The organism is Pseudolabrys sp. FHR47, from assembly GCF_005153485.1.
Lineage (GTDB): Bacteria > Pseudomonadota > Alphaproteobacteria > Rhizobiales > Xanthobacteraceae > Pseudolabrys.
In genome coordinates this window covers 280,578-304,543 of sequence record NZ_CP039740.1, presented here as the reverse complement: position 1 = coordinate 304,543, position 23,966 = coordinate 280,578, and the positions used below count along the sequence as shown (strand labels likewise).

At 63.6% G+C, this 23,966-nt stretch carries 23 protein-coding genes, 1 tRNA gene and 1 pseudogene; 12 read left to right on the top strand and 13 right to left on the bottom strand.

Going from position 1 to position 23,966, the window contains the following annotated elements:
• Positions 1 to 32: 32 nt before the first annotated feature.
• From ptsN to E8Q40_RS01450, 8 genes and pseudogenes are all read right to left on the bottom strand, one after another.
• Positions 33 to 494 carry a PTS IIA-like nitrogen regulatory protein PtsN gene (gene ptsN, locus E8Q40_RS01485; protein ID WP_137042724.1) on the bottom strand — a complete coding sequence of 154 codons (462 nt, stop codon included), beginning with the start codon at positions 492 to 494 and terminating at the stop codon, positions 33 to 35.
• A 156-nt stretch (positions 495 to 650) separates the two neighbouring features.
• A pseudogene (gene hpf / locus E8Q40_RS01480) lies at positions 651 to 953 on the bottom strand (ribosome hibernation-promoting factor, HPF/YfiA family); the annotation flags it as partial.
• Between the two features lie 216 nt (positions 954 to 1,169).
• Positions 1,170 to 2,744: an RNA polymerase factor sigma-54 gene (rpoN, locus tag E8Q40_RS01475; RefSeq protein ID WP_137042722.1), complete on the bottom strand. Its 1,575-nt coding sequence runs from the start codon at positions 2,742 to 2,744 to the stop codon at positions 1,170 to 1,172.
• A 138-nt stretch (positions 2,745 to 2,882) separates the two neighbouring features.
• Positions 2,883 to 3,785 carry an LPS export ABC transporter ATP-binding protein gene (gene lptB / locus E8Q40_RS01470; protein WP_137042721.1) on the bottom strand — a complete coding sequence of 301 codons (903 nt, stop codon included), beginning with the start codon at positions 3,783 to 3,785 and terminating at the stop codon, positions 2,883 to 2,885.
• Positions 3,786 to 3,954: 169 nt separating this feature from the next.
• Positions 3,955 to 4,656, bottom strand: a complete 702-nt coding sequence (locus E8Q40_RS01465) for an LptA/OstA family protein (RefSeq protein ID WP_137042720.1) — start codon at positions 4,654 to 4,656, stop codon at positions 3,955 to 3,957.
• Positions 4,653 to 5,366 carry an LPS export ABC transporter periplasmic protein LptC gene (gene lptC / locus E8Q40_RS01460; RefSeq protein ID WP_137042719.1) on the bottom strand — a complete coding sequence of 238 codons (714 nt, stop codon included), beginning with the start codon at positions 5,364 to 5,366 and terminating at the stop codon, positions 4,653 to 4,655. The genes E8Q40_RS01465 and lptC overlap by 4 nt, the downstream gene beginning before the upstream one ends.
• Before the next feature lie 141 nt (positions 5,367 to 5,507).
• On the bottom strand, positions 5,508 to 6,134 hold the full coding sequence (locus E8Q40_RS01455) for a ribonuclease D (RefSeq protein WP_137042718.1): 627 nt from the start codon (positions 6,132 to 6,134) through the stop codon (positions 5,508 to 5,510).
• A 147-nt stretch (positions 6,135 to 6,281) separates the two neighbouring features.
• Positions 6,282 to 6,366, bottom strand: a tRNA-Leu gene (locus E8Q40_RS01450).
• Positions 6,367 to 6,539: 173 nt separating this feature from the next.
• Here E8Q40_RS01450 and E8Q40_RS01445 point away from each other — a divergent pair.
• Positions 6,540 to 7,517: a complex I NDUFA9 subunit family protein gene (locus E8Q40_RS01445; protein WP_137042717.1), complete on the top strand. Its 978-nt coding sequence runs from the start codon at positions 6,540 to 6,542 to the stop codon at positions 7,515 to 7,517.
• Between the two features lie 78 nt (positions 7,518 to 7,595).
• Complete coding sequence (locus tag E8Q40_RS01440) at positions 7,596 to 8,759, top strand: alpha-hydroxy acid oxidase (protein WP_137042716.1); 1,164 nt, start codon at positions 7,596 to 7,598, stop codon at positions 8,757 to 8,759.
• 100 nt (positions 8,760 to 8,859) lie between these two features.
• On the opposite strand, the gene E8Q40_RS01430 is transcribed toward E8Q40_RS01440, so the two are convergent.
• On the bottom strand, positions 8,860 to 9,699 hold the full coding sequence (locus E8Q40_RS01430; protein ID WP_137042714.1) for an undecaprenyl-diphosphate phosphatase: 840 nt from the start codon (positions 9,697 to 9,699) through the stop codon (positions 8,860 to 8,862).
• Between the two features lie 232 nt (positions 9,700 to 9,931).
• Between E8Q40_RS01430 and E8Q40_RS01425 the strand changes: the two genes are divergently transcribed.
• The gene (locus E8Q40_RS01425; RefSeq protein ID WP_137042713.1) at positions 9,932 to 10,624 is read left to right on the top strand and encodes a glutathione S-transferase family protein; all 693 of its coding nucleotides are present in this window, start codon (positions 9,932 to 9,934) and stop codon (positions 10,622 to 10,624) included.
• Between the two features lie 173 nt (positions 10,625 to 10,797).
• Complete coding sequence (gene queG, locus E8Q40_RS01420; RefSeq protein WP_246663136.1) at positions 10,798 to 11,907, top strand: tRNA epoxyqueuosine(34) reductase QueG; 1,110 nt, start codon at positions 10,798 to 10,800, stop codon at positions 11,905 to 11,907.
• A gap of 135 nt (positions 11,908 to 12,042) precedes the next feature.
• Here queG and E8Q40_RS01415 read toward each other — a convergent pair whose 3' ends face one another.
• On the bottom strand, positions 12,043 to 12,837 hold the full coding sequence (locus tag E8Q40_RS01415) for a carboxylesterase (RefSeq protein WP_137042712.1): 795 nt from the start codon (positions 12,835 to 12,837) through the stop codon (positions 12,043 to 12,045).
• Positions 12,838 to 12,882: 45 nt separating this feature from the next.
• Here E8Q40_RS01415 and E8Q40_RS01410 point away from each other — a divergent pair, with 45 nt between their 5' ends.
• The 3 genes from E8Q40_RS01410 (at position 12,883) to infC (ending at position 16,186) form a co-directional block, all read left to right on the top strand.
• The gene (locus tag E8Q40_RS01410) at positions 12,883 to 14,139 is read left to right on the top strand and encodes a glycosyltransferase (RefSeq protein ID WP_168197713.1); all 1,257 of its coding nucleotides are present in this window, start codon (positions 12,883 to 12,885) and stop codon (positions 14,137 to 14,139) included.
• Positions 14,140 to 14,172: 33 nt separating this feature from the next.
• Positions 14,173 to 15,462 carry a glycosyltransferase gene (locus E8Q40_RS01405; RefSeq protein WP_246662976.1) on the top strand — a complete coding sequence of 430 codons (1,290 nt, stop codon included), beginning with the start codon at positions 14,173 to 14,175 and terminating at the stop codon, positions 15,460 to 15,462.
• Between the two features lie 181 nt (positions 15,463 to 15,643).
• Positions 15,644 to 16,186, top strand: coding sequence for a translation initiation factor IF-3 (gene infC / locus E8Q40_RS01400; protein ID WP_205995767.1), 543 nt, complete (start codon positions 15,644 to 15,646; stop codon positions 16,184 to 16,186).
• 187 nt (positions 16,187 to 16,373) lie between these two features.
• Here infC and E8Q40_RS01395 read toward each other — a convergent pair whose 3' ends face one another.
• Both E8Q40_RS01395 and E8Q40_RS01390 read right to left on the bottom strand, forming a co-directional pair.
• Positions 16,374 to 16,739: a hypothetical protein gene (locus E8Q40_RS01395; protein ID WP_137042709.1), complete on the bottom strand. Its 366-nt coding sequence runs from the start codon at positions 16,737 to 16,739 to the stop codon at positions 16,374 to 16,376.
• A gap of 124 nt (positions 16,740 to 16,863) precedes the next feature.
• Positions 16,864 to 17,826 carry a class I SAM-dependent methyltransferase gene (locus E8Q40_RS01390; RefSeq protein ID WP_137042708.1) on the bottom strand — a complete coding sequence of 321 codons (963 nt, stop codon included), beginning with the start codon at positions 17,824 to 17,826 and terminating at the stop codon, positions 16,864 to 16,866.
• A 373-nt stretch (positions 17,827 to 18,199) separates the two neighbouring features.
• On the opposite strand from E8Q40_RS01390, the gene rpmI reads away from it, so the two are divergent.
• The 5 genes from rpmI to pheT all read left to right on the top strand — a co-directional run bounded on the left by rpmI (position 18,200) and on the right by pheT (position 22,988).
• Positions 18,200 to 18,400, top strand: a complete 201-nt coding sequence (gene rpmI / locus E8Q40_RS01385; protein ID WP_137042707.1) for a 50S ribosomal protein L35 — start codon at positions 18,200 to 18,202, stop codon at positions 18,398 to 18,400.
• Between the two features lie 59 nt (positions 18,401 to 18,459).
• Positions 18,460 to 18,834 carry a 50S ribosomal protein L20 gene (rplT, locus tag E8Q40_RS01380; RefSeq protein ID WP_137042706.1) on the top strand — a complete coding sequence of 125 codons (375 nt, stop codon included), beginning with the start codon at positions 18,460 to 18,462 and terminating at the stop codon, positions 18,832 to 18,834.
• Between the two features lie 157 nt (positions 18,835 to 18,991).
• Complete coding sequence (gene pheS / locus E8Q40_RS01375) at positions 18,992 to 20,074, top strand: phenylalanine--tRNA ligase subunit alpha (RefSeq protein WP_137042705.1); 1,083 nt, start codon at positions 18,992 to 18,994, stop codon at positions 20,072 to 20,074.
• Positions 20,074 to 20,583, top strand: a complete 510-nt coding sequence (locus tag E8Q40_RS01370) for a hypothetical protein (RefSeq protein WP_137042704.1) — start codon at positions 20,074 to 20,076, stop codon at positions 20,581 to 20,583. Before pheS ends, E8Q40_RS01370 begins: the two co-directional genes overlap by 1 nt.
• Complete coding sequence (pheT, locus tag E8Q40_RS01365) at positions 20,580 to 22,988, top strand: phenylalanine--tRNA ligase subunit beta (RefSeq protein WP_137042703.1); 2,409 nt, start codon at positions 20,580 to 20,582, stop codon at positions 22,986 to 22,988. The genes E8Q40_RS01370 and pheT overlap by 4 nt, the downstream gene beginning before the upstream one ends.
• Before the next feature lie 114 nt (positions 22,989 to 23,102).
• Here the strand turns inward: pheT and E8Q40_RS01360 are convergent, their stop codons facing one another.
• A complete protein-coding gene (locus E8Q40_RS01360; RefSeq protein WP_137042702.1) occupies positions 23,103 to 23,786 on the bottom strand; it encodes an adenine nucleotide alpha hydrolase in 684 nt (227 codons plus the stop codon).
• Between the last annotated feature and the right edge of the window lie 180 nt (positions 23,787 to 23,966).

The window sequence follows — 23,966 nt, the reverse complement described above, 5'->3', positions numbered from 1 at the left end:
ACCCTCTCCCCGCTTTGCGGGGAGAGGGAAGACTAAGCCGCGCTGCTCTGCGGCATGGCCAGCACGGCGTATAGCGCGTCGGTGTCGCTCGACTCGCGCAGCTTCCGCGCGGTCTCGGGATCGCGCAGCATACGCGCGACGCGCGCCAGGGCCTTGAGGTGATCGGCGCCCGCGGCTTCCGGCGCCAGCAGCAGGAAAATGAGATCCACCGGCTGCGAGTCGAGCGCCTCGAAGTCGATCGGCCGCTCCAGCCGCGCGAACAATCCGAACAGACGCCCGAGCTTCGGCAGCTTGCCATGCGGAATGGCGATGCCATTGCCGACCGCGGTCGAGCCGAGCTTCTCCCGTTGCAGCAGGATCTCGAAGATCGCGCGCTCGCTTTGCCCGGTCAATTCGGCCGCACGCGCGGCAAGTTCCTGCAGCGCTTGCTTCTTGCCGTTGACCTTGAGCGCCGGAATGATCGCGGCCGGCGCTACTATATCGGTAAGCGTCATGGTCATGTCCGGGTGACGGAAATGGCGGCGGGCGTTTGTTCGGGTTGTTTGAGGGGTGAAGGCGGCGGACCATAAGAGCCGCATCGGGCGCCGTCAATGGGCCGCAAGCGATTGGAATCGCTGTGACTTATTAGATTGTATGACACGTCAGCCGCCGCGGCGGGCCTGATTGTCCTTCCGGCGGCGCTTATAGCGGCGAAGTCGTTTCTCGATATTGGTCGCCGCTTCATCGGCACTTCCATACGCATCGACGGCCACTCCACGCGCTTCGAGCAAGGCACCGGAATCCAGATGCAAGACGCATTCCGTTCGAAAGCCGAAGCCGTCACGGCCGACGGTGGCGTGACCGGAATAACCACCGCGGAAATATTTAGAGGTCGCTTCCTCGACCCTGTCCGTAATGCGCTGCTGCAGCGACGTGCCGATGCTGATGTTCTTCCCCGAGACGCGTAAAGGCATGACTGGCCTCCTTGTCTTTGGTCTTATTGGGACTGCTTGGCTCTTCGTAGTCTCCGTGTAGTCTACGTCAACCGGCGTCGGGCGGTGCCGGTCGTGATCCCAGCAGCCTCAATCATATCATGTGGGAATCGTTCCGCAGGTCAATGGCCGTCCGTGCAACTTTCGGCGTGTACGCCACGTTAATCTCGTCGTCCGCCCTCCGATCGCGCAGGCCGGTCATGCATTCGCGGCAAGTTTCTCACGCCGGCGCTGCACCGAGGACGGAATGCGCATGGCTTCGCGGTATTTGGCGACGGTGCGGCGCGCAATATCGATGCCGGCACCACGCAATTTCTCGACGATGGTGTCATCGGACAAAACGTCACTGGGACATTCTGCATCAATCAGCGTGCGAATGCGATGGCGTACAGCTTCCGCCGAATGCGCCTCGCCCCCGTCCGCGGATGCGATCGACGACGTGAAGAAATATTTCAATTCGAAAATACCGCGGCTGGTCGCCATGTATTTGTTGGCGGTGACACGCGACACCGTCGACTCATGCATGCCGATGGCATCGGCGACGGTCTTGAGATTAAGCGGCCGCAGATGTTGCACGCCCTTGGCGAAGAAGCCGTCCTGCTGGCGCACGATCTCACTCGAGACCTTGAGGATGGTCTTGGCGCGCTGATCGAGCGCGCGCACCAGCCATGTCGCGGTCTGCAGGCAATCGGCGAGATAGGCCTTGTCCTTATCGCTGCGCGCCGTCTTCGACACCTGGGTGTGATACTTTTGCGCGATGAGAACCTTCGGCAGCGTGTCCGAATTGAGTTCCACCAGCCAGGTTCCGTCGGGTGCCGCGCGCACGAAGACGTCGGGCACAATCGGTTGCACCAATGTCGAACCGAAAGCGAGGCCGGGTTTCGGATTGAGACTACGTATCTCACCGATCATGTCGGCGAGATCCTCATCGTCGACACCGCAAAGGCGGCGCAGCGTCGCGAGATCGCGCTTGGCCAGCAACGGCAGGTTCTCGACCAGCTTCTGCATCGCCGGATCGAAGCGATCGCGCTCTTTCAGTTGCAGCGACAGGCATTCGGTGAGATTGCGGGCGCAGATGCCGGGCGGATCGAGCGTTTGCAGAATCGACAACACCGCTTCGACATCGGCGACAGAGCAGCCGAGCTTGTCGGCGACGGACTCCAGATCGCCGATAAGGTAGCCCGTCTCGTCGACCATATCGATGAGGTACTGACCGATCAGGCGCTGCCTATGATCGCCGATCGCCAGCGCCATCTGTTCGGCGAGATGATCCCCGAGCGTCACCTCGGCGGAGACGAAGGCCTCGAGATTGTAGTCACTGTCGTCGGCACCCCCGCCCGAGCCGGACCATTCCGAATAGGCCGGCGGCGGGGCTTCGGCCGGCGCGGATTTTTCCCCACCGTCATCAGGAAAAACATTTTCGAGTTCAGTCCCGAGGCCCTGCTCGATCGACGAACGGCTGGTCTCAAGATCGGCGCCGATCCAGTCCTGGGCACCGTCCAATCCGGATTCCTGTCCACCGTCGTGGCCGCCGTCGCCCACGCTATCGCTGAAGTCGCCGGCGTCGCCGCCGCCAGTGCCGTGCTCAGTAGCCTCGGCCGGGCCGTCCTCGGCGGTGCCGCGCTCGAGCAGCGGATTCTTTTCGAGTTCGTTTTCGACATAGGCCTGAAGATCGAGACTCGACAGTTGCAGCAGCTTGATGGCTTGCATCAGCTGCGGTGTCATCACCAGCGCTTGCGTCTGGCGGAACTCAAGTCGTTGTGACAACGCCATCTATGGGGTTTCCCGGCGGAAACTGGTCCGATTCTTGCTTGTCAGGCTATACCAGTTTTTCCGTGTAGGGAAGCCGGCATTCCGCACCGCGGCATTGCCTATTTTCTGGGCGCTACCGGTTCGGGGCCTCTGGCCCAATCACATCCTGAACTCTTCACCCAGGTACAGGCGGCGGACGTCCGGGTTATTCACGATATCCTCCGGGCGGCCCTCCATCAGGACTTCACCTGAATAGATGATGTAGGCGCGGTCGGTCAGACCCAGCGTCTCGCGCACGTTGTGGTCGGTGATGAGTACACCGATACCGCGGTTGGTCAGGTGTCGGACAAGTTGTTGGATATCGCCGACAGCGATCGGGTCGATGCCGGCGAAAGGCTCGTCGAGCAGCATGTAGCTCGGCCGTGTCGCCAGTGCGCGCGCAATCTCGACGCGGCGGCGCTCACCGCCCGACAGAGCGATGGTCGGGGTCTTGCGCAGGCGCGTGATGTTGAACTCCTCGAGCAGTGCCTTGAGATCGGCATCGCGGCGGCGGCGGTCCGGCTCAACCACTTCCAGCACGGCGCGGATATTCTCTTCGACATTGAGGCCGCGGAAAATCGATGCTTCCTGCGGCAGATAACCGACGCCGAGCCGGGCGCGCTGATACATCGGCAGCGGCGTCACGTCATAGCCGTCGAGTTCGATACGGCCACGATCGGCCTTGATCAGGCCGGTGATCATATAAAACACGGTAGTCTTGCCGGCCCCATTGGGTCCGAGCAGACCGACCGCTTCGCCGCGGCGGACATAGAGCGTCACGCCCTTGACCACCATGCGGCTGCCGAAACTCTTCTCCACGCTGTGCGCGGCGAGGTAATGCCGCGCCGCCTGGCGCGCGCCGCTGCGCTGCGCCTGCTGCTGGGGGTGTTGTTGCTGACGGGCTTGCTGGGGCGCGGGCTGACCGGGATGCTGGGGTTGCCGCACCACAGGCGCATTCGCCGGTGCCGGCGAAGCGGCGCGGCGCGCAGGCTGCCGGCGGCGAAACAGCGAGATGATGTTCACCCGGTGACCCCGCGGAGCATGAGAAGGCCGGAGCGGGAAGCCGCGGCCGAAAACAAAGACTGCCGCGAGAATCCTACCTGATTCCCGGCCTCGAAATACTCGGATCGGCGCTCCGGACTCATGACTTGCGGCCTACCGGTTGCGGAAAACGGGGTCAAATGCGACCGGCTCAATTGGGTGGCCGCAATTGCAGCGGGCCCTGAGACCCCTTGGGCGCTTCGCGGGGCGTGGCCGGCGCAGGCTTCGTTGGCGCGGCTTCGCCATTGCCACTCGGCAAGAACAGGCCCTGCACGCGTCCTCGGCTGTTCTTGCCGGATTCAACGCGCGACACGCCTGTGGTCAAATCGACCATCAGCTTATCACCACGCAGCACGTTCTTGCCCTGAGTCATGATGACATTGCCGGTAAGCGTCACCGTATTGGTCTTCATATCGAAGATGCCGGTCTCGCCCGTGGCCGTCTGGTCCTTTTGCGTGACGACGACATCGCCGCGCGCTTCGAGCCGCTTGATCTTCTGGCTGCCGCCGGGGCCAGCCGTCGCCGCCTGCATCGGCTTGCCTCCGGACTGCGTGCCGGATGAGGCGCCGCCCTCCTGTTCGTAGAACACGACCAGGTCGCGGCTGCGCATATTGGTGTCGCCCTGCTTCACCCGCACGTCGCCCGAGAAGGTCGCGACCTTCTCCTTGTCGCGAACCTCGAGAGTATTGGATTCGATATGCACCGGCTCGTCTCGGTTCTGCGAGAAGCCCTGCAGCGCGTTGGGCGGGCCCTTGTTCTGCTGCGCTTGTCCCTGCGCTTGCGCGGCCGCAACGGCGAGCACCAGCGCGGACACGACGAGAGTCACAGAACCCAAGTATCGAAGCGACATCATCGTGCGGGAATCTTCTCTTTGGGCAACGGCTGACCATTGAGCATCACCGTCATGGCGACACCCTTCTCGAAGCGGATGACGTCGCCCGAATCGTTGATCTGCATCCGGTTGGCATTGAGGATGCCTTGTAACATCTCGAGTTCGACAGGCTTCTCCGATACGACATTCCCGGTCCGCACGTCGACCAAAGCCTCGGTCAGACGGCCCTTGTACCCGGTGTCCGACGACAGAAAGATCTGCTGCTCGAGCAGAAGCGTTTCCTTCTTGGTGTTGTAGAGCCCGGTGAGCGCCGTCATCTTCATCGTGCTCTTGTCTTCCATCTGCACCTTGGCGTCGATATTACGAAGCTCGACGAAGTCCGGCTTGGTGAGATCCTGCGCAGCCGCCTCGGCGACGAATTCATAAGCGCGCTGATCCTTCGTGAAGCCCGATAGCCGCGGCTTTTCCATCGTGATCTTGGTGCCGGAAACGACCAGATTGTCGAGATTGACCGGCAGCGCCTTCAGCATCCGCGCCGGATTGAAATAGGAAACAAGAAACGCACCGATCAGAGCAACGACGATCGTCGCCGGAATGGCGACCCGCAAGAATCGCACCATGCGGCTGTGGCCGCGCGCATTGCGAAATGCGCGATCGTTCTGCGACTGGCTTCTTACCCAGTGCGCGCGCGCCGTCTCGGCATCGACTTTGGCCGCGATAACCCGGTTCATGCTGGACGCCGTCCGCGCTCCTTGGTTGATCCGTTAGAAAAATTCGGCCCCCGATCGCGCCGCAAGCTGCCGTTAGATTATGGCTCCTGCACGGCGGAAAAAAGCAATTCGGACACGTGAACGCTGCAAAAAACGACGTTTTCAGCCCGGCTTGACCGAATGCGAGAAGATATCTTCGTCTTCCCAGCCGGCGAGATCGAGCTTCACCCGCTCGGGCAGGAAGCCGAAGCAGGCCTGCGCCAGCGCCGTGCGCCCCTCGCGCGCCAGCATGACGTCGAGCTTGTCGCGCAGCGCATGAAGATGCAGCACGTCGCTGGCCGCATAGGTCACCTGGGCGTCGGAGAGTTCCGGCGCGCCCCAGTCGGACGACTGCTGCTGTTTGGACAGATCGACGCCGAGCAGTTCGCGCGTCAGATCCTTCAGGCTGTGCTTGTCGGTGTAGGTACGCACCAGCCGCGACGCGATCTTGGTGCAATAGACCGGCTGCGCCATGACGCCGAAGGCGTTGAACATCACGCCGATGTCGAAGCGGCCGTAATGAAAGATTTTCAGGATCGATGGATCGCTGAGCAGCTTTTCGATGTTCGGCGCGTTTTTCTGTCCGGCCGCGATCTGCACGACATCGGCGGAGCCGTCGCCGGGCGACAATTGGACGACGCAGAGCCGGTCGCGGTTGACGTCGAGCCCGAGCGTTTCGGTATCGATGGCCACCGCGCCCTTGTAGGCGTCGAGGTTGGGCAGGTCGCCGCGATGCAGTCGGACGGTCATGCGTAGTTCCGGTTGTTCAGGCGCGTGCCATGAAAAAGGGCCAGCCGCCGAATCGCTATCTTACGCCGGACAAACGACGAAAGAGCCGCATTTTCAAGCGCCAAATCCAGCAACTTGAGGCGCCGAACCGTCAAAAATGCTTTGGAATGGTGCCCAGGAGAGGACTCGAACCTCCACGGTGTTACCCGCTAGTACCTGAAACTAGTGCGTCTACCAATTCCGCCACCTGGGCAGGGGCCGGGGTCTAGTAAGGAGCATGGTCCGGCTTGTCAATTGACGCCTTCGGTGGCGCCTGCCGGCCTCGCGCGGCTCCCCTTACGACCGCGGGCTTGAAGCGGCTTCCAACCGGCCTATAAAGACTGAAAGTAAGGCCTATATCCACTTAGCCCGGACGCGAGCGCCGACATGACCGCCAAAAGCAACGACGACACCCTGGTCACGATTTACGGCGGCTCCGGCTTTCTCGGCCGCCATCTGGTCCGGGCCTTGGCAAAACGGGGTTATCGTATTCGGGTGGCGGTGCGCCGGCCGGAACTAGGCTTCCACCTCCAGCCGCTCGGCAAGGTCGGCCAGATCCATGCCGTCCAGGCCAATATCCGCGACGCCCGCTCGGTCGAAGCAGCGGCCCGGGGCGCCTCGGTGCTGATCAATCTGGTCGGTATCCTCCAGGAAGGCGGCCGCCAGCGCTTCGATGCAGTTCACGCCGAGGGCGCCGAGCGCGTGGCGCTTGCCGCCAAGGCGGTGGGCGCCCGCATGGTCCACGTCTCCGCGATCGGCGCCGACGAGAATTCGGAGGTCGGCTATGCCCGCTCCAAGGGCGCGGCCGAGCGTCTCGTCCGCGCCGCGCAGCCGGACGCCATCATCATGCGGCCGTCGATCCTGTTCGGGCCGGAAGACGACTTCTTCAACCGCTTCGCCGCGCTCGCCCGCATGTCGCCCGTGCTGCCGCTGATCGGCGGCGGCCACACAAAATTCCAGCCGGTCTTCGTCGGCGACGTCGCTGCCGCCATCGCCGATGCCGTCGATGGCCGCCTCAATGCCGGCACGACCTACGAACTCGGCGGCCCGAACGTCTACACGTTCAAAGAACTGATGCAGTACATCCTGACCACCATCGGGCGCCGGCGCCTGCTGGTGCCGCTGCCGTTCTTCGCCGCCAAGATCAAGGCGCTTTTCCTGCAGTTCGCGCCGTCGCCGCTGACTCTGACGCCCGGCCAGGTCGACATGCTGCGTACCGACAACGTCGTGTCCGACGCCGCGATCGCCGAGAAGCGCACGCTACCCGGCATCGGCATCTCGCCGGAACCGGTCGAGGCGATTGTGCCGTCCTACCTTTGGCGCTTCCGCAGGACCGGCCAGTTCAAAAGCCACACGACAGCCTGACCATCTGACGCGATCCCGTTCAGCAAGCCGGACGCAGAGCCGGCAGGGATCGCGACGCAATAACGTACGGGGAGTGAAATGCCGGTCATCACGAATGTCGAAGACTTGCGCCAGTTGGCCAGGCGCAAGGTGCCCAAGGCGATCTTCGAATACATCGACCACGGTTCCTACGACCAGCTCTCGCTCGCCAACAACCGCAACGACCTCAACGCCATCCGATTTCGCCAGCGCGTGATGATCGACGCGGAAACGCGCGATCTGACCACCACCATGCTCGGCGAAAACGTGTCGATGCCGATCGCGATCGCGCCGACGGGGCTTACAGGGCTGATGCACGGCAATGGCGAGATGCTCGCGGCGCGCGCCGCCGAATCAGCCGGCATCCGCTTCACGCTGTCGACGATGTCGATCTGCTCGATCGAGGATGTGCGCTCGGCGATCAAGGGGCCGTTCTGGTTTCAGCTCTATGTGTTCAAGGATTCCGGATTCAACGAGCAGGTGATCGATCGCGCCAAGGCGGCCGGCTGCAGCGCATTGTTCGTCACCGTCGATTTGCCGATGCGCGGCCAACGCCACTGCGATCTCAAGAACGGCCTCACGGTGCCGCCGCGACTCACTGCGCGCAATGCCTTGGACATCATGACCAAGCCGGGCTGGCTCGCCGGCGTGCTGATGGGCAAGCGCAAATCGTTCGGCAATGTCGATTACTACCTCGGCCAGAAGGGCAACATCTGGGCGGCCGGACGCTGGGGCGGCGATAATTTCGACCGCTCGCTGTCGTGGAAGGATCTCGGCTGGATCCGCAAACGCTGGCCCGGCAAGCTGGTCATCAAGGGCGTGCTCGATCCCGAGGACGCGAAGATCGCGGCCGATGAAGGCGCGGATGCTGTTGTGGTGTCGAACCACGGCGGCCGCCAGCTTGACGGCACGCCCGGCACCATCACCGTTCTCCCGCGCATCGCCGACGCCGTCGGCGATCGGCTGGAGATTCTGATGGATGGCGGCATCCGCAGCGGCCAGGACGTGCTCAAGGCGCTGGCGCTCGGCGCCAAAGGCTGCCTGATCGGCCGCGCCTATCTTTACGGCCTTGCCGCAATGGGCGAGGCCGGCGTCACCAAGACGCTCGACCTCATGCGCGAGGAACTGCGCGTCGCCATGTCGCTGACCGGGGTGAAGGATATCGGCGAGATCAGCCGCGCTGTTCTGTACGACGATTACAGCGACAAGCGGCGGAATACGTGACACCTCGTCATGGCCGGGCTTGTCCCGGCCATCCATGCCTTTCTTGCTGCGCTAAGACGTGGATGCCCGGCACAAGGCCGGGCATGACGGAGAGTAACGATTACCAGAAGTACAGCGCGAAAATTCCGAACGTACCGAGCAGGATGCGCCACCACGCGAACAGCGCGAAGGTATGGCGCTTTACGTAGCTCAGCAGGCCTTTCACCGCGATCACGCCGAAGATGAAGGCTAGGACGAAGCCGACGGCAATGGCCGTGACGTGGTCGGTGGTGAGGTCGGCGCGGCTCTTATAGGCCTCATAGGCGAAAGCGCCGACCATGGTCGGCATCGCCAGCCAGAACGAAAATTCGGCCGCAGCGCGGCGGTCTGCGCCAAACAGCATAGCGGCGACGATGGTGGAACCCGAGCGCGACACGCCGGGAATCATGGCAAGGCACTGGCAGACGCCGATACCGAAATACATCGGCAGCGAGAACTCGGTCGCCTCGTAATAACGCGGCTTGAGTTTCACGCGATCGACGATCAACAGCACGAAGCCGCCAACAATCAATGTAATGCAGACGATGCGCACGTCGAACAGATACGCCTTGATATAGCTGCCAAACAGCGCACCGATCACCGCCGCGGGCAGAAATGCGAGCAGCACGCCGATGACAAAACGCGTTGCCTCCCAGCGCGTGAACATGTTGGTCGCCAGCGACCAGAGACGGCCGAAATAGATCGTCAGCAGCGCCAGGATGGCGCCGAGCTGGATGAGAATGACGAACGACTTTCCGAAGGCGTCGTCGCCCCAGCCGATCACCTTTTCCATCAGCAGCAGATGACCGGTCGACGACACCGGCAGGAATTCGGTGAGGCCCTCGACCATGCCGAGGATGGCGGCCTTGATCAGATCGAGAGTGGGGCCGGACAGCAGACCGCTCGCTGCGTCGAGGGACATAAGGTATCGCTCCGGATGCTGGGTACGCTCAGGCAGGACAAAGGGGAACGCGCGCCCGCGCTTTTGGCGCAAAAGCCGGCGCAGAGGCAATTGGAAAAAGGATGGCGCGCGCCATTCTTTACGCCCAATTTGCGCGAAGGAGTTTCGTTATATAGAGCAGTGGTCCGGTTTGTTCGGGCCGCGCCTCGCGTCCCTGCCGCCTTTTTCCGATTCGCCTGCCCCAGGCCCGTTCATGTTGACCCTGCTGCAACAACCGCTCTGCCCGCTGTCCCGCTTTATCCGCCTGATGCTCGCCGAATATGACATCGACGTGCGTCTGGTGGAGGAGCGATTCTGGGAGCGGCGCGAGGAGTTCCTGGTGCTCAATCCGGCCGGCACCATCCCCGTACTGATCACCGACGGCATTCCCCCAGTGCCGGGCGCCGCGATCATCGCCGAGTTCATCGAGGAAACGGTGCAGCCGCCCGAAGGGGTTAACGGTTTGTTACCACCCGAACCGCGCGACCGGGTCGAAGTGCGGCGCCTGACATCCTGGTTCAACGACAAATTCCACGCCGAGGTCTCCGGGCCGTTGGTGACCGAGCGCGTGTTCAAGCGCCACATGACGCTCGAACAGGGCGGCGGCCCGCCGGACACCGCGGCCTTGCGCGCGGCGCGTCACAATATCCGCTATCATCTGGCCTATATCGGCTGGCTGGCGCGCTCGCGGAATTGGCTGGCCGGCGACCGGCTGAGCCTCGCCGATCTCGCGGCGGCGGCGCATCTGTCATCCGTCGATTATCTGGGCGACGTACCGTGGAACGAAGACGAGGCAGCGAGGGTCTGGTACGCGCGCGTGAAATCGCGCCCGTCGTTCCGTCCGCTGCTGGCGGAGACGCTGGCCGGCATTCCACCGGCCAAGCACTACGCCGACCTGGACTTTTGAGCACCAGCGGCGACCCATCTTCACCTCTCCCATTGGGAGAGGTCGACATGCGAAGCATGTCGGGTGAGGGGTTACAAACTATCGAGAGTCAGTATCCCCCTCACCCCAACCCTCTCCCCAAAGGGGAGAGGGGGCTCGCTGAGTTTGCCGCGCCGCTTGCTTCGCTAACCGAAATAAAAGCGACGCTGATCGAACGCGCGCGTGAGCGCGGCTTCGACGTCGCTGGCGTGACGCGACCCGATGCGGTGCCGGAAGCCAAGGCGCGACTCGAGCGCTTCCTCGCCGACGGCGCGCATGGCGACATGGCGTGGCTGGAGACGACCGCCGCGCGCCGCGGCTCGCCGCTGGCGCTGTGGCCCGACGTGCGCTCGGTCATCATGCTCGGCATGAATTACGGGCCGGATCAAAACCCGCTCGACATCTTGCAGCAGCGGCGCCGCGCGGCGATCTCGGTCTATGCCAAAGGCGACGACTATCACGAGCTGATCAAGGCCCGGCTGAAGGAGATCGCACGCTGGCTGGTGGCGAATGCCGGCGGCGACGTGAAGGTGTTCGTCGATACGGCGGCGGTGATGGAGAAGCCGCTCGCCGCCAAGGCCGGGCTCGGCTGGCAGGGCAAGCACACAAATCTAGTTTCGCGCCAATTCGGGTCTTGGTTATTCCTTGGCGCGATTTTCACCACGCTCGAGCTGCCGACAGATGAACCTGTCAGCGACAGTTGCGGTTCGTGTCGCGCCTGCCTTGATGCTTGTCCGACCGCGGCTTTCCCCGAGCCTTATCGGCTCGACGCACGGCGCTGCATTTCTTACCTCACCATCGAACACAAGGGCCCGATCCCGCGCGACCTGCGTGCCGCCATGGGCAACCGCATCTATGGCTGCGACGATTGCCTGGCCGTGTGCCCGTGGAACAAATTCGCGCAGGCCGGCCGCGAGGCAAAACTCGCCGCGCGCGATGCGTTACGCGCGCCGAAGCTCGCCGATCTCGTGCGGCTCGACGATGCGCAATTTCGGGCGTTGTTCACAAAGACCTCAATCAAGCGCACCGGCCGCGACCGCTTCGTGCGCAATGTGCTCTATGCCATCGGCAACTCCGGCGATGCGTCGCTGGCGCCGGAGGCCGAACGCTTACTCGACGATGCATCACCGCTGGTGCGCGGCGCCGCCGTATGGGCGCTATCGCGGCTGAAGTCACGCGAGGAGTTTATGGCGCTGAAGCGCGACGATGAGGATGCGGGTGTGCGTGAGGAGTGGGACGCCGCGCTCGCTTCACCTCTCCCATAGGGAGAGGTCGGCGCACGAAGTGCGCCGGGTGAGGGGTTACAAACTATCGAGAGTCACTTGCCCCCTCACCCCAACCCTCTCCCCCAAGGGGAGAGGGAGCGCGCCGAGCACTTGGCGCTTCATCACCTAATCCCCTCAAAACTCCTTCACCGCCGCGATCAGCCGCTCCAGATCCTCCGGCCGCGACAGGCGATGATCGCCGTCCTTGATCAAAGTCAGCACCACATCCTCGCGTGCAATGCGCGACACCAGCTCGATGGCATGACGCCACGGCACGTCAGGATCCTGCACGCCCTGCAAAATGTGCACCGGGCAACCGGGCTCGATCATGCCGCCCATCATCAGATGTTTGCGGCCGTCCTCGATCAGCGCCTTTGTGATGGGATAGCCGGTCGGGTCGTATTCAGACGGCCGCGTCCAGAAGCCCTTGGTTTCGATCTCGCGCTTGATGTCGTCGGAGAACGCCTTCCACATCAGCGCCTCGGTGAAATCCACGGCCGGCGCGATCAGCACCATGCCGGCAAGCTTCGGTGCATCTTTGAGCTGGCGCAGCTTCGCAGCCAACAAAAGCGCAATCCAGCCGCCCATCGACGAGCCGATCAGCACCTGCGGCCCCTTGGCGAAGCGCGTGACCACCGCCAGACTCTCCTCGAGCCACTGGCCGATCGTTCCATCCTCGAATCGACCGCCTGATTCGCCATGGCCGGAATAGTCGAAGCGCAGGCAGGCGCGGCCCTCGGCCTCCGCCCATGCATCCAATGCTACCGCCTTGGTGCCCTTCATGTCGGACTTGAAACCGCCGAGCCAGACCAGGCCCGGTCTGTCTTTGCCCAGCCCCTTGCTCTCTCGCGCGCGCACGGCAATGGTCCTGTGAGGCGATTCGGCAACAAGATTCGTGATTTGCAGATTCGTGACTGGGATTTCGCTCATGATTCTCGTTGAGGGCGAACAGACCGGTTGAGGATGAGAGACCGCTTGGCCATTCAGTTTTCGCCGCAACCGGCCCCGCAAAGCAAGGGGCTGCAAGCCGTTCCGCAGCCGCGGCAGGACCGGCCGCGCTCGCTGGCCGGCGCCACGATTCTGCAGATGGTTCCGTCGCTTGCCGACGACGCCGTCGGCCAGGCCGCGGTCGAGATCGCGCTGACGCTGCTCAAGGCCGGCGCCCGCGCCATCATCGCCGGCGGCGACGGTCCGCTGGTCGGCGAATTGCGCGCCTTCGGCGGCGAATGGCTGCCGATGACGACCGACACCGTCAACCCGTTGCGCGTGACCGGCAATACGCGCCATCTGCAGCAACTCATCGCCGGCGAACGCATCGACATCATGCACGCGCATTGCGCCGCCGCCGCGCGCAGCGCACTCAACGCCACCGCGCGACAGCCGGTCTACACGGTGACGTCGTTCCCCGACCGGCTGCCGGCCAACTCATCTCTGCAGACCTTCTTGCAGCGGCCGCTGGCGCTCGGCGCGCGCGTCATTGCGCCGTCGAGTTACGTGTCGCGGGCGATGATCGAGCGCTACCGGATTCCGGCCGACCGCATCACCGTTATTCCCCGCGCGGTCGACACCGAGCGATTTTCCCCGACGCTCATCAACGTCGATCGCATCGCCGCCCTGCGGCGGGCCTGGGGTGTGCTGCCGCACATGCGTATTGTCCTGGTGCCCGGACGGCTCGCGCCGTGGAACGGCCAGATGGTCATGGTGGATGCCGCGCGGCTGATGGTGGCGAATGGCAGCCGCAACGTCGCCTTCGTCTTCGTCGGCGACGACCGCGCCAATCCGGCTTATCGCCATTCGCTGATCAAGCGCGCGCGCGAGCACGGCATCGACACTTTGCTGCGCATCGTCGGACATTGCCTCGACATGCCGACGGCGCTCGCCGCCGCCGATGTCGTCGTCGTGCCGTCGCTGGAAGCGCCGCTCACCGGTCGCGCCGCCGCTGAAGCGCAAGCCATGGGCCGCCCTGTCGTGACGACGACGGTCGGCGCGCTGCCGGAGAACGTGCTGGCGCCGCCGCGCATGCGCGAGGATTTGCGCACCGGCTGGATCGTGCGGCCCGGCAACGCCAATGAGCTGGCGCGCGCGACCGTCGCCGCGCTGGCGCTCGACGCCACCACCGCCGAGGCGCTCGGCGCCCGCGCGCGGCAGTTCGCCGAGTTCATGTTCTCGCCATCGAGCGTCGCCGAAGCCATCCGCGGTGTTTACACATCGCTGCTGGCGCGCGATCGCTGACCTCCCTCCTTATTTCGCTTCGGCAAAGGCTTCATGGCTTCCAGCGGCATATCGAGACTTCCAGCGCCCCGCGCGCTGCATTTGGAGGATGCGCTCGCGCCGCCTCCGCCCGCGAACTCGAACAAGGCCGCTGCCAAACCGATCACCGTGCTGATCGTGGTGCCGACGCTCGACGAAGGCGCCGCTGAACATGGCGCGATCGAACTGGTGCGCATTCTCAAATCCGCCGGGCACCACGCTATTGTCGCGGCGCGGTCCGGCCGCCTGATCGGCGAGGTCATGAAGCACGGCGGCGAATTCGTCGCGCTCGATGTCGCCAGCAAGAACCCGCTGGTGATGCTGCGCAATGCGGTGGCGCTGATGCGCATCGCGCGGCGGCGCGACTGCGACGTCATTCATGCGCTCGGCCGCGCCGGCGCCTGGAGCGCGGCGCTCGCGGCGAAGCGCCGCGGCATTGCCTTTGTCACCGGCTGGACCAAGGGCTTCAGCGAAAAGAATCTGTTCAAGCGCTTTTACAATGGCGTCATGGCGCGCGGCGACCGCGTCATTGCCACCTGCGACGACATCGCCAACCTCATCCACCAGCGCTACGGCACGCCATGGCAGCGCCTCGCGGTGGTGCCGACGGGAATCGACTTTGCGGCTTTCGATCCGGGGGCGGTGACGTTGGACCGCGTCGCCGCGGTCCGCCGTGCCTTCGGGGTTCAACCGGAGACCAAGGTGTTCCTGGTTACCGGCCGCATCGTCCGCCGCAAGGGCCACCATATCGTGGTCGGGGCCATCAAGGCGCTCAAGGACCGAGGCCTGACCGATTTCGTCTGCGTCTTCGTCGGCGAGGATCGCGGCCGCACCACCTATCCCGGCGAGCTGTGGGACCTTGTGCTGGCCAATGGGCTGATGGATCACGTCCGCATGGCGGCGCCGGTGCGCGACATGCCGGCCGCTTACGCCGCCGCGTCGGCCGTCGTCTCGGCGGCGGTGCAACTCGAGGGCGTGCAGCGCACCATCCTCGAGGCCCAGGCCATGGCCCGGCCCGTCATCGTGTCCGATCTCGCCGCCGGCCCGGACGTGGTCCTGACCGCGCCGGCGGTGCCGGACAACCGGGCGACCGGTATCCGCTGCCCCGCCGGCGACCCGGAGGCCTTCGCCGCCGCGATGTTCCGCCTCATGTCCATGCCCGAGCAGGCCCGGTTGGCCATGGGCCGGCGTGGCCGCGCCTGGGTGATCGACCATTTCGACGCCTCGATTACCGCCGGGCGCATGCTGGCACTCTATGGCGAACTGGCCGGTCGCCCTGGCCACCAACACAATCGTTTCAATTGAAAATAATGCGACCCAAAATACGGCCCACGCAGCCCTGTGGCGTGAAAAAGCCGCCGGGAACCGCGTTGACTTATCGCGGCTTTATACCGATCTTTAAAAGACGGCGGCGCGGCCCTTTTGGATTTAGACGGGCCGGATGCTATAGTCGCCCATCGTCTCAACAGCAGAGGAGAGAAGTGCCATTCGTCGTCCGATGAAATCCGCGTTGCCCGCCCAGAACAAGGATGGCCCGCGCGTCAATGAAGAGATCCGCTCCCGCGAGGTTCAGCTGATCGATGCCACCGGTGAAAACAAAGGTGTCGTCTCCACCGAAACCGCCATTGGGCTAGCCCAGGCGGCAGGGCTTGATCTCGTCGAGATCGCCCCGAATTCCACCCCGCCTGTCGCCAAGATTCTCGATTACGGCAAATACAAATTCCAGGCGCAGAAGAAGGCGGCGGAAGCCCGCAAGAAGCAGAAAGTCGTCGAGATCAAGGAGATCAAGCTCCGCCCGATGATCGACGATCACGATTACCAGGTGAAGATGCGCTCGATGCAGCGGTTCTTCGAGGAAGGCGACAAGGTCAAGATCACCTTGCGTTTCCGCGGCCGCGAAATGGCGCACCAGGAACTCGGTTACAAGCTTCTTCAGCGGGTTAAGGAAGACACCGACAAGATTTCCAAAGTCGAGTCGGAACCGCGTTTCGAAGGCCGCCAGATGGTCATGCTGCTGGCGCCGCGTTAATTGCGCGGTCTCTGAACTGAAATGAAAAGCGCGCCGGGGAAACCGGCGCGTTTTTTGTTTCGACCGGCCTCATGGTGACGAGCGTCGCCACAGGCGCGTTATCCAACCTATGGCGACGTGTCTCGAACCACATGGTCGCCCCATCTTTCGATGGCTCGCTTCGCGCGCACCTCAAGATGAGGCGGAGCTACCGCTTCTCCGCTTCCCAACGTCCCGCGCAAGTCCCGTTATTGCCGGTCCCCTGCCATGTCCCAGCACCGTTGGCGCCGGACAGTTTGCCGGAGCCGGTCGCGCCCTGTTCGCCGAGCCGAATGTTCACCTTCACGACACCGCTCGTTGCGACAGTGCCCGAGAACTCCACCTGCTCGCGACCGGCATAGCTGACTTTGCCGTCGCCGACCGCGACTTCATAGCGGTAGGCCTGATCGCAATTGCCTTTTTCGGTGATGACCAAAACCGACCATCGTCCGTCATGCGGCGCGGCTTGCGCTGGCGCGCCCGCAGCCATCGTCAGAGCCAATACAAAACCAGCCAGCTTGATCGAACGTGTCACGGTCGGTCGTCCTCCAGAATCGAGTCGACTCTACATCGCAGCAACTGCGAGGGCGCGGTAGCGCGCTGCGCTGGAGCCAGCCGGCTGCCAACGCCACACGCACCGATTGGTTCTCCGCCGTGGTTTAGGCCCGACGTGCTCGGGCCGCCTGGCGCACGGCCTGGCCGTAGCTGCCAAGCACATTGGTACCGACCGACCACAACTTGTTGGCGCCGCTCACCACCGTCACCAGTTCCTGGATGGCTCGCCGCCTGGCTTCCTGCGGCGGACGGGAGACGAACAGGTTGGAGTGATACAGCCCTTCGGTCTCGAAGCCGTCGGTATCAAGCCCACGTGCCTCGACGGCCGTGATCGCCTTTTCCATTTCCTCGCGGCTGGCGAAGCGGCGCTGGACGAAAGTCGCGCCCTCATAGCGCTCGGTGACGAGGCCCTGATCGGCCAACGTCTTGGCAATGCCGTCGAACGGAAACATGCGCAGCACGAAATTGGCGGCCCAAGGCGCCCGGCCTTTGCGCGTCACTTTGGCAATGCGCTGGAAGGTGTTTGAGGTCACGTAGCCGACGCAGCCGGTCGAGACGATGATGTCGACGCCGGCAAGGATCGCCGCCTCTTCCGCGGTCGGGTCGCGGTTTTCCAGATCGATGGCCAGGCCGTGGTCGAGAATGCCGGCGTCTTCGGCGTAGCGGACGGCGTTCTCCGACACGTCCAGGCCGATGACCTTGATGCCCGGATGCCGCGGCCAAGCCCGGTAGAAATGGCGATCAAGATCGAGCACCTCCGCGCTGCTAAGACCCTGCAGCGACGGCGCAGTGTAACGCTGGCGCAGCGCCTCATAATCCAGCGCGTATTTCATCAGGGCGCCGTTGATGGCGTAGGAACAACCGACATCGAGGACCGTAACGGGTTCGGCCTGCGTCTCCTGCCGCGCCCGGATCAGCTGGGCAAAGATCGGCTGCGCCAGATGCGGGATGATATAGTCCAGCTGCCCAAGATACTTGAAGTAATTCCTTGGATCTTCCGATGTATAAAGATCGGTAAAATCGACCTTTGCTTGATTTATCTCAGAATAATTGACCGATATATTCATGTGAATACACCCCCTTTATGCGCGCTCTGCGGCGCCCCAGCCTCCGATATTGTGGATGTACCCGGACCATAACTGATGGGGAGCGGTATCGCAACCTATTAAGACTATGATTCTCCTTGTGAATTGAGATAGTATGAGCTGGATTTACTGTCATTAGGCGCCGCGACTGCGGGCATCCCGCCAAAGGCCCGCCTTCGCCGCGATCCTGTTGATAATCCCCGCTGGCTCTGGCATACACCGCGCTCTCGCCGACCGGCCGACAAGGGCTGCCGTGGCGGCGATACCCGCTCAATTCCGAGCACCGGCTTAAGGCTTGTTGGCCTTGGGCTGATTTTTGGCTGTGGCTTAAGCCACCGGCCTTTAGGAGAGCAAAATGCCCAAACTGAAGACCAAATCGGGCGCCAAAAAGCGCTTCAAAATCACTGCGTCGGGCAAGGTGAAGTACCAGCAGTCCGGCAAACGTCACGGCATGATCAAGCGCACCACCAAGCAGATCCGCGAGCATCGCGGCACCGCTGTGCTGTTCAAGACCGACGGCGACAACATCAAGAAGTATTGGCTGCCGAACGGCTGAGCCGCTTCTCGATCGTCATCCCCTCATACGTTTGCTGATTTAGCTGAAGGAGTTTCACCATGGCCCGCGTTAAACGTGGCGTTACCGCCCACGCCAAGCACAAGAAAGTCTACAAGGCCGCCAAAGGCTTTTACGGCCGCCGCAAGAACACCATCCGCATCGCCAAGCAGGCGGTGGAGAAGGCCGGCCAGTACGCGTTCCGCGACCGCAAGCGCAAGAAGCGCACGTTCCGCGCCCTCTGGATCCAGCGCCTCAACGCCGCCGTGCGTCCGTTCGGCCTGAGCTACTCGAAGTTCATCGACGGCCTCAACAAGTCGGGTCTCGTCATCGACCGCAAGGTTCTCTCGGACCTCGCGATCAACGAGCCGGCTGCCTTTGCGGCGATCGTCGAGAAGGCCAAGGCCGCGCTGCCGGCACAGCAGGCCGCGGCTTAACTCGCTTTACCCTCCCCTGCAGGGGGAGGGTCGCTCGCTGGAGCATTTGCGACAGCGAGCGGGGTGGGGTGCACTCGCCCGACAAGATCACCCCCACCCGGCGTGCTCGCGCACGCCGACCTCCCCCCTCCAGGGGGAGGTGGGCACGGGGTCCTGAATGTCCGACATCGCCAAGCTCGAATCCGAACTTCTCACCGCCATCGGCGCCGCCAAGGATGAAGCGGCGCTTGAAGCCGTCCGCGTCTCCGCGCTCGGCAAAAGCGGCTCGGTGTCGGCGCTCCTGAAAACGCTCGGCGCCATGACGCCGGACGAGCGCAAGGAGAAGGGCCCAGCGATCAACGGCCTCAAGGACCGCGTCGGCGCCGCCATCGCCTCGGCGAAGGAAAGCCTCGCCACTGCCGCACTCGATGCGCGCATTGCTTCCGAGACGGTCGACGTCACGCTGCCGGTGCGCGAACCGCAGGCCGAGACCGGCCGCATTCATCCGATCAGCCAGGTGATTGACGAGCTCACCGCGATCTTCGCCGACATGGGTTTCGCGGTCGCCGAAGGTCCGGATATCGAGACCGACGACTACAACTTCACCAAGCTGAATTTCCCCGAAGGCCATCCGGCCCGGGACATGCACGACACGTTCTATTTCCCGCCGAAGCCGGACGGCTCGCGGCTGCTGCTGCGCACGCATACCTCGCCGGTGCAGGTCCGCACCATGCTCACGAAGCAGCCGCCGATCCGCGTCATCTGCCCCGGCCGCACCTATCGCTCGGACTCAGACCAGACGCACACGCCGATGTTTCATCAGGTCGAGGGCCTGGTCATCGACAAGGGCTCGCATCTCGGCCACCTCAAGTGGATCCTCGAGGAATTCTGCAAGGCGTTCTTCGAAGTCGACAGCGTGAAGATGCGCTTCCGCCCGTCGTTCTTTCCGTTCACCGAACCGTCGATGGAAGTCGACATCCAGTGCCGCCGCGACAAGGGAGAAATCCGCTTTGGCGAAGGCAATGACTGGCTGGAGATTCTCGGCTGCGGCATGGTGCATCCGAATGTGCTGAAGAACTGCGGCCTCGATCCCGATGTGTACCAGGGCTTCGCCTGGGGCATGGGCATCGATCGCATCGCTATGCTGAAATACGGCATCAACGATCTGCGCGCCTTCTTCGAGGCCGACGTGCGTTGGCTCAATCACTATGGCTTCCGCCCGCTCGACTTCCCGACGCTGGCCGGGGGATTGAGCACGTGATGCCGGACACCGAGCCAAAGGGGTTACGCAATCACTCCCGGTTCGACAATCTGATCTTCGCCGTCCTGTCACGGGGATGGCGCACCGATGAGATTGAAAGCTATCCGGATCGCATCGACCGGCACAGTTCGGAGATGCCGACACGCATCGCCGAGTCCTTCGCCAATATCGACAGCAAGGCCACCGGCGTGCTGACCCATGTGTCGCTCATGATCGCGGGTCTTGGACTGGTCGCACCGCTGGTAGCCACCAATGATGTCGAGACCGGAATTGTCGTATTCGAAATCGGCGTCTACCTGCTTATCGCGATCGGTTGCCTCCGCTGCCTGTCAATCGGGCGGGTGAACGACATGGATATCGACAAGAACGGAATGGCATGGATGCGCCATGAGCTATTCCTGCGCCGCGAGCTGTATCGTCTGTGCGTTCGCGCCGCGATCGGTTTCACTCTCATCGTGTTCCTGCTGTTGCCCGTCATGTTCTTCTGGAAGCCGGAGCGAGCGCTATGAAATTCACCCTGTCCTGGCTGAAGGATCACTTCACCACAACGGCCTCGCTCGACGAGATCGTCGAGAAGCTCACCATGATCGGGCTCGAGGTCGAGCACGTCGAGGACAAGGCCAAGGAGTACGAGCCCTTCAAGGTCGTCCAGATCCTCGAGGCCGTGCAGCATCCGAACGCCGACCGCCTGCGCGTGTGCAAGGTCGATAACGGCTCAGGTACGCCGCTGCAGATCGTCTGCGGCGCGCCGAACGCGCGCGCGGGCCTCAAGACCGTGCTCGGCCTGCCCGGCACCTATATTCCGGCCAAGGACTTCACATTGTCGGTCGGCAAGATTCGCGGCGTCGAATCGCAAGGCATGATGATCTCCGGCGCGGAAATCGGCTTCTCCGACGATCACAGCGGCATTATCGAGATGCCGGAGGACGCGCCGATCGGCGCGCCGTTCGCGCAAGTGCTCGGCCTCAACGAGCCGGTCATCGAAATCAATCTGACTCCGAACCGCCCCGACTGCACAAGCGTCAATGGCATCGCGCGCGATCTCGGCGCCACGCTCATCGGCGAGTACATCGAAAACACGCCGCCGCGCATCGAGGGCAAGTTCCCCTGTCCGGTGAAGGTGACGGTCGAGGACCCGATCCTGTGCCCGGGCTTCGGCCTGCGCCTGGTGCGCGGTCTCAAGAACGGCCCGTCGCCGGAATGGATGCAGAAGCGGCTCACCGCCATCGGTCTGCGTCCCATCAACGCGCTGGTCGACATCACCAATTACATCACCTTCGATCGCGGCCGGCCGCTGCATGTGTTCGACGCCAAGAAGGTGAAGGGCAATCTTACGGTTCGCCGCGCGAAAAACGGCGAGACGCTGCTGGCGCTCGACGGGCGCACCTATGAACTCGACAACGCCATGTGCGTCATCGCGGACGAGCGCGCCGTGGAATCGCTGGCCGGCGTCATGGGCGGTGAGGAATCGGGCTGCGACGAGACGACCACCGACGTGTTGATCGAATCGGCGCTGTGGGACGAACTCAACATCGCCCAGACCGGCCGCAAGCTCGGCATCAACACCGATGCGCGCTATCGCTTCGAGCGCGGCGTCGATCCGAACTTCATGGTGCCGGGCCTTGAACTCGCGACCAAGCTGGTCATGGACCTGTGCGGCGGCGAACCGTCCGACATCGTCGTCGTCGGCAACCCGAAGCCGAAGGAAGTCATCATCGATTATCCGGTGAGCGAGCTCGAGCGTCTTGCCGGCATCAAGCTGCCGCTGGTCGAGACCAAGCGCCTGCTGGAGCGCCTTGGCTTCTTCGTGGCCGGGCCGAACGACCGCTTCAAGGTCGCCGTGCCGTCATGGCGGCCGGACGTCCACGGCCGCGCCGATATCGTCGAGGAACTGGTGCGCATCACCGGTGTCGACGCCGTGCCGTCGACACCGTTCCCGCGCGGTGACGATGCGCGCAAGCCGGTGCTGACGCCGATCCAGTCGCGCACCCGCAAGGCCAAGCGTGGCCTGGCGGCGCGCGGTCTCGTCGAAGCCGTGACCTGGTCCTTCGTGCCCAAGCGCGAGGCCGAACTGTTCGGCGGCGGCGCGAGCGAACTGGCGCTCGCCAATCCCATCGCGGCCGAACTTTCCGACATGCGGCCGAGCCTGCTGCCGGGCCTGATCGCCTCGGCGCAGAAGAACGCGGACCGCGGTTATCCTGATGTCGCGCTGTTCGAGGTTGGGCAGATATTCAAGGGCTACAGACCGGAAGATCAGTTCATCGCCGCGAGCGGCGTTCGGCGCGCGCTAGCCAAGCCCGCGGGCGCCGGCCGTCACTGGTCGACCAAGAGCGAGCCGGTCGACGTGTTCGACGCCAAGGCCGACGCGCTGGCTGCGCTCGCCGCCGCTGGCGCGCCGATGCAATCGCTGCAGGTCGTGCCCGGCGGACCGGCCTGGCTGCACCCGGGGCGCTCCGGCACCATCCAGATGGGGCCGCAGAACGTCATCGGCCATTTCGGCGAAATCCATCCGCGCATCCTCTCCGCGCTGAAAATCGACGGCCCGCTGGTCGGCTTCGAGGTGCTGCTCGACAACATCCCGGCAGCCAAAGCCAGGCCGACGCGCGCCAAGCCGCTGCTCGAATTGTCGCCGTTCCAGCCGGTGGATCGCGACTTTGCCTTCGTCGTCGACGCCAAGGTGAAGGCGGGCGACATCGTGCGCGCGGCACAGAACGCCGACAAGAAGCTGATCGCGGGCGTTTCGGTGTTCGATCTCTACGAGGGCAAGGGCATCGAGCCGGGCAAGAAATCGGTGGCCATCGCCGTCACCATCCAGCCCGCCGACAAGACCATGACGGATGCCGAGATCGACGCGCTGGCGCAGAAGATCGTGGCCGAGGTCGGTAAGCGCACCGGTGGGGTGCTAAGGGGGTGATTATTGTCGTCCCCGCGAAAGCGGGGACCCATATCCCCTGCCGTACCGAATAGTGACTACCGTGGCTATGGGTCCCGGGCCTCGCTGCGCTCGCCCGGGACGACAGTGTGTGATTTACACCGCCACCAAATCCGCAAACGCGAATCCATCCCGTTCAACCGTCTCGCCTTTCGTCACCGCGATGCGACGCGTGAACATTGGCCCCGCCGCGACGAAAGAGTGAAACTCGCCGTTCTCGCCGCAGGGGTCGACGCTGTCGGGCAAGTCGGCCAATAGCGCCTCGTCGAAACGGCGGCCCGCGAACGATGCATCGAGTTTGGCGAGATCGACCACCGCCAGATAAGCCTCGACGCCGCCGGCAATCATGTCGCGCGCCAGTGCGTCGGTCGGCCGCTGCCATAGCGGAAACACGCAATTCATGCCGACGGACTTCATTTTCTCTTCGCGCCAGGCGCGCAGGTCGGCGAGAAACAGATCGCCGAAGATGACATGGGTGATGCCGTCAGCTTGTGCGCGCTCGAGCGCCTCCGCCATCGCACGCTCATAGATTTCGTTCGGGCACGGATAGGGAATACGCACCGTCATCGACGGCAGCTCGGCGGCCGCAAGTTGCGCCGCCAGCAACTCCTCGCGCACGCCATGCATCGAGACGCGCTGGAAGCTGTCGGTGACCGTGGTCAGTGCGCCGACGATATCGTAGTCGCCGCTTCGGCGCGCCTCATGCAGCGCCCAGGCGCTGTCCTTGCCGCTCGACCAGGCGATAAGAGCCTTCGGTCTTTTGCCGTTCGTCCGTGACATGCGCGATTGCTAGCACGGCGCGCCGCGTTCCGCACGCAAACATGGTGTGCGAATGCTTACCTTTCACCGCTCAAGAATCTCGAAAATGCCGACGAAACGGGCATTTTCTTGCCTAACGAATCCTTGCGCCGGCCGCCGGCCAATGAACTTTTTCGCAAGCTGTCCTGCCCTAAGCTCCGC

Coding starts and splice junctions, on each gene's coding strand:
- ptsN (WP_137042724.1), bottom strand. CDS start 494: ATGACGCTTACCGATATAGTAGCGCCGGCCGCGATCATTCCGGCGCTC.
- rpoN (WP_137042722.1), bottom strand. CDS start 2,744: ATGGCGTTGTCACAACGACTTGAGTTCCGCCAGACGCAAGCGCTGGTG.
- E8Q40_RS01465 (WP_137042720.1), bottom strand. CDS start 4,656: ATGATGTCGCTTCGATACTTGGGTTCTGTGACTCTCGTCGTGTCCGCG.
- lptC (WP_137042719.1), bottom strand. CDS start 5,366: ATGAACCGGGTTATCGCGGCCAAAGTCGATGCCGAGACGGCGCGCGCG.
- E8Q40_RS01455 (WP_137042718.1), bottom strand. CDS start 6,134: ATGACCGTCCGACTGCATCGCGGCGACCTGCCCAACCTCGACGCCTAC.
- E8Q40_RS01445 (WP_137042717.1), top strand. CDS start 6,540: ATGACCGCCAAAAGCAACGACGACACCCTGGTCACGATTTACGGCGGC.
- E8Q40_RS01440 (WP_137042716.1), top strand. CDS start 7,596: ATGCCGGTCATCACGAATGTCGAAGACTTGCGCCAGTTGGCCAGGCGC.
- E8Q40_RS01430 (WP_137042714.1), bottom strand. CDS start 9,699: ATGTCCCTCGACGCAGCGAGCGGTCTGCTGTCCGGCCCCACTCTCGAT.
- E8Q40_RS01425 (WP_137042713.1), top strand. CDS start 9,932: ATGTTGACCCTGCTGCAACAACCGCTCTGCCCGCTGTCCCGCTTTATC.
- E8Q40_RS01415 (WP_137042712.1), bottom strand. CDS start 12,837: ATGAGCGAAATCCCAGTCACGAATCTGCAAATCACGAATCTTGTTGCC.
- E8Q40_RS01405 (WP_246662976.1), top strand. CDS start 14,173: ATGGCTTCCAGCGGCATATCGAGACTTCCAGCGCCCCGCGCGCTGCAT.
- E8Q40_RS01390 (WP_137042708.1), bottom strand. CDS start 17,826: ATGAATATATCGGTCAATTATTCTGAGATAAATCAAGCAAAGGTCGAT.
- rpmI (WP_137042707.1), top strand. CDS start 18,200: ATGCCCAAACTGAAGACCAAATCGGGCGCCAAAAAGCGCTTCAAAATC.
- rplT (WP_137042706.1), top strand. CDS start 18,460: ATGGCCCGCGTTAAACGTGGCGTTACCGCCCACGCCAAGCACAAGAAA.
- pheS (WP_137042705.1), top strand. CDS start 18,992: ATGTCCGACATCGCCAAGCTCGAATCCGAACTTCTCACCGCCATCGGC.
- E8Q40_RS01370 (WP_137042704.1), top strand. CDS start 20,074: ATGCCGGACACCGAGCCAAAGGGGTTACGCAATCACTCCCGGTTCGAC.
- pheT (WP_137042703.1), top strand. CDS start 20,580: ATGAAATTCACCCTGTCCTGGCTGAAGGATCACTTCACCACAACGGCC.
- E8Q40_RS01360 (WP_137042702.1), bottom strand. CDS start 23,786: ATGTCACGGACGAACGGCAAAAGACCGAAGGCTCTTATCGCCTGGTCG.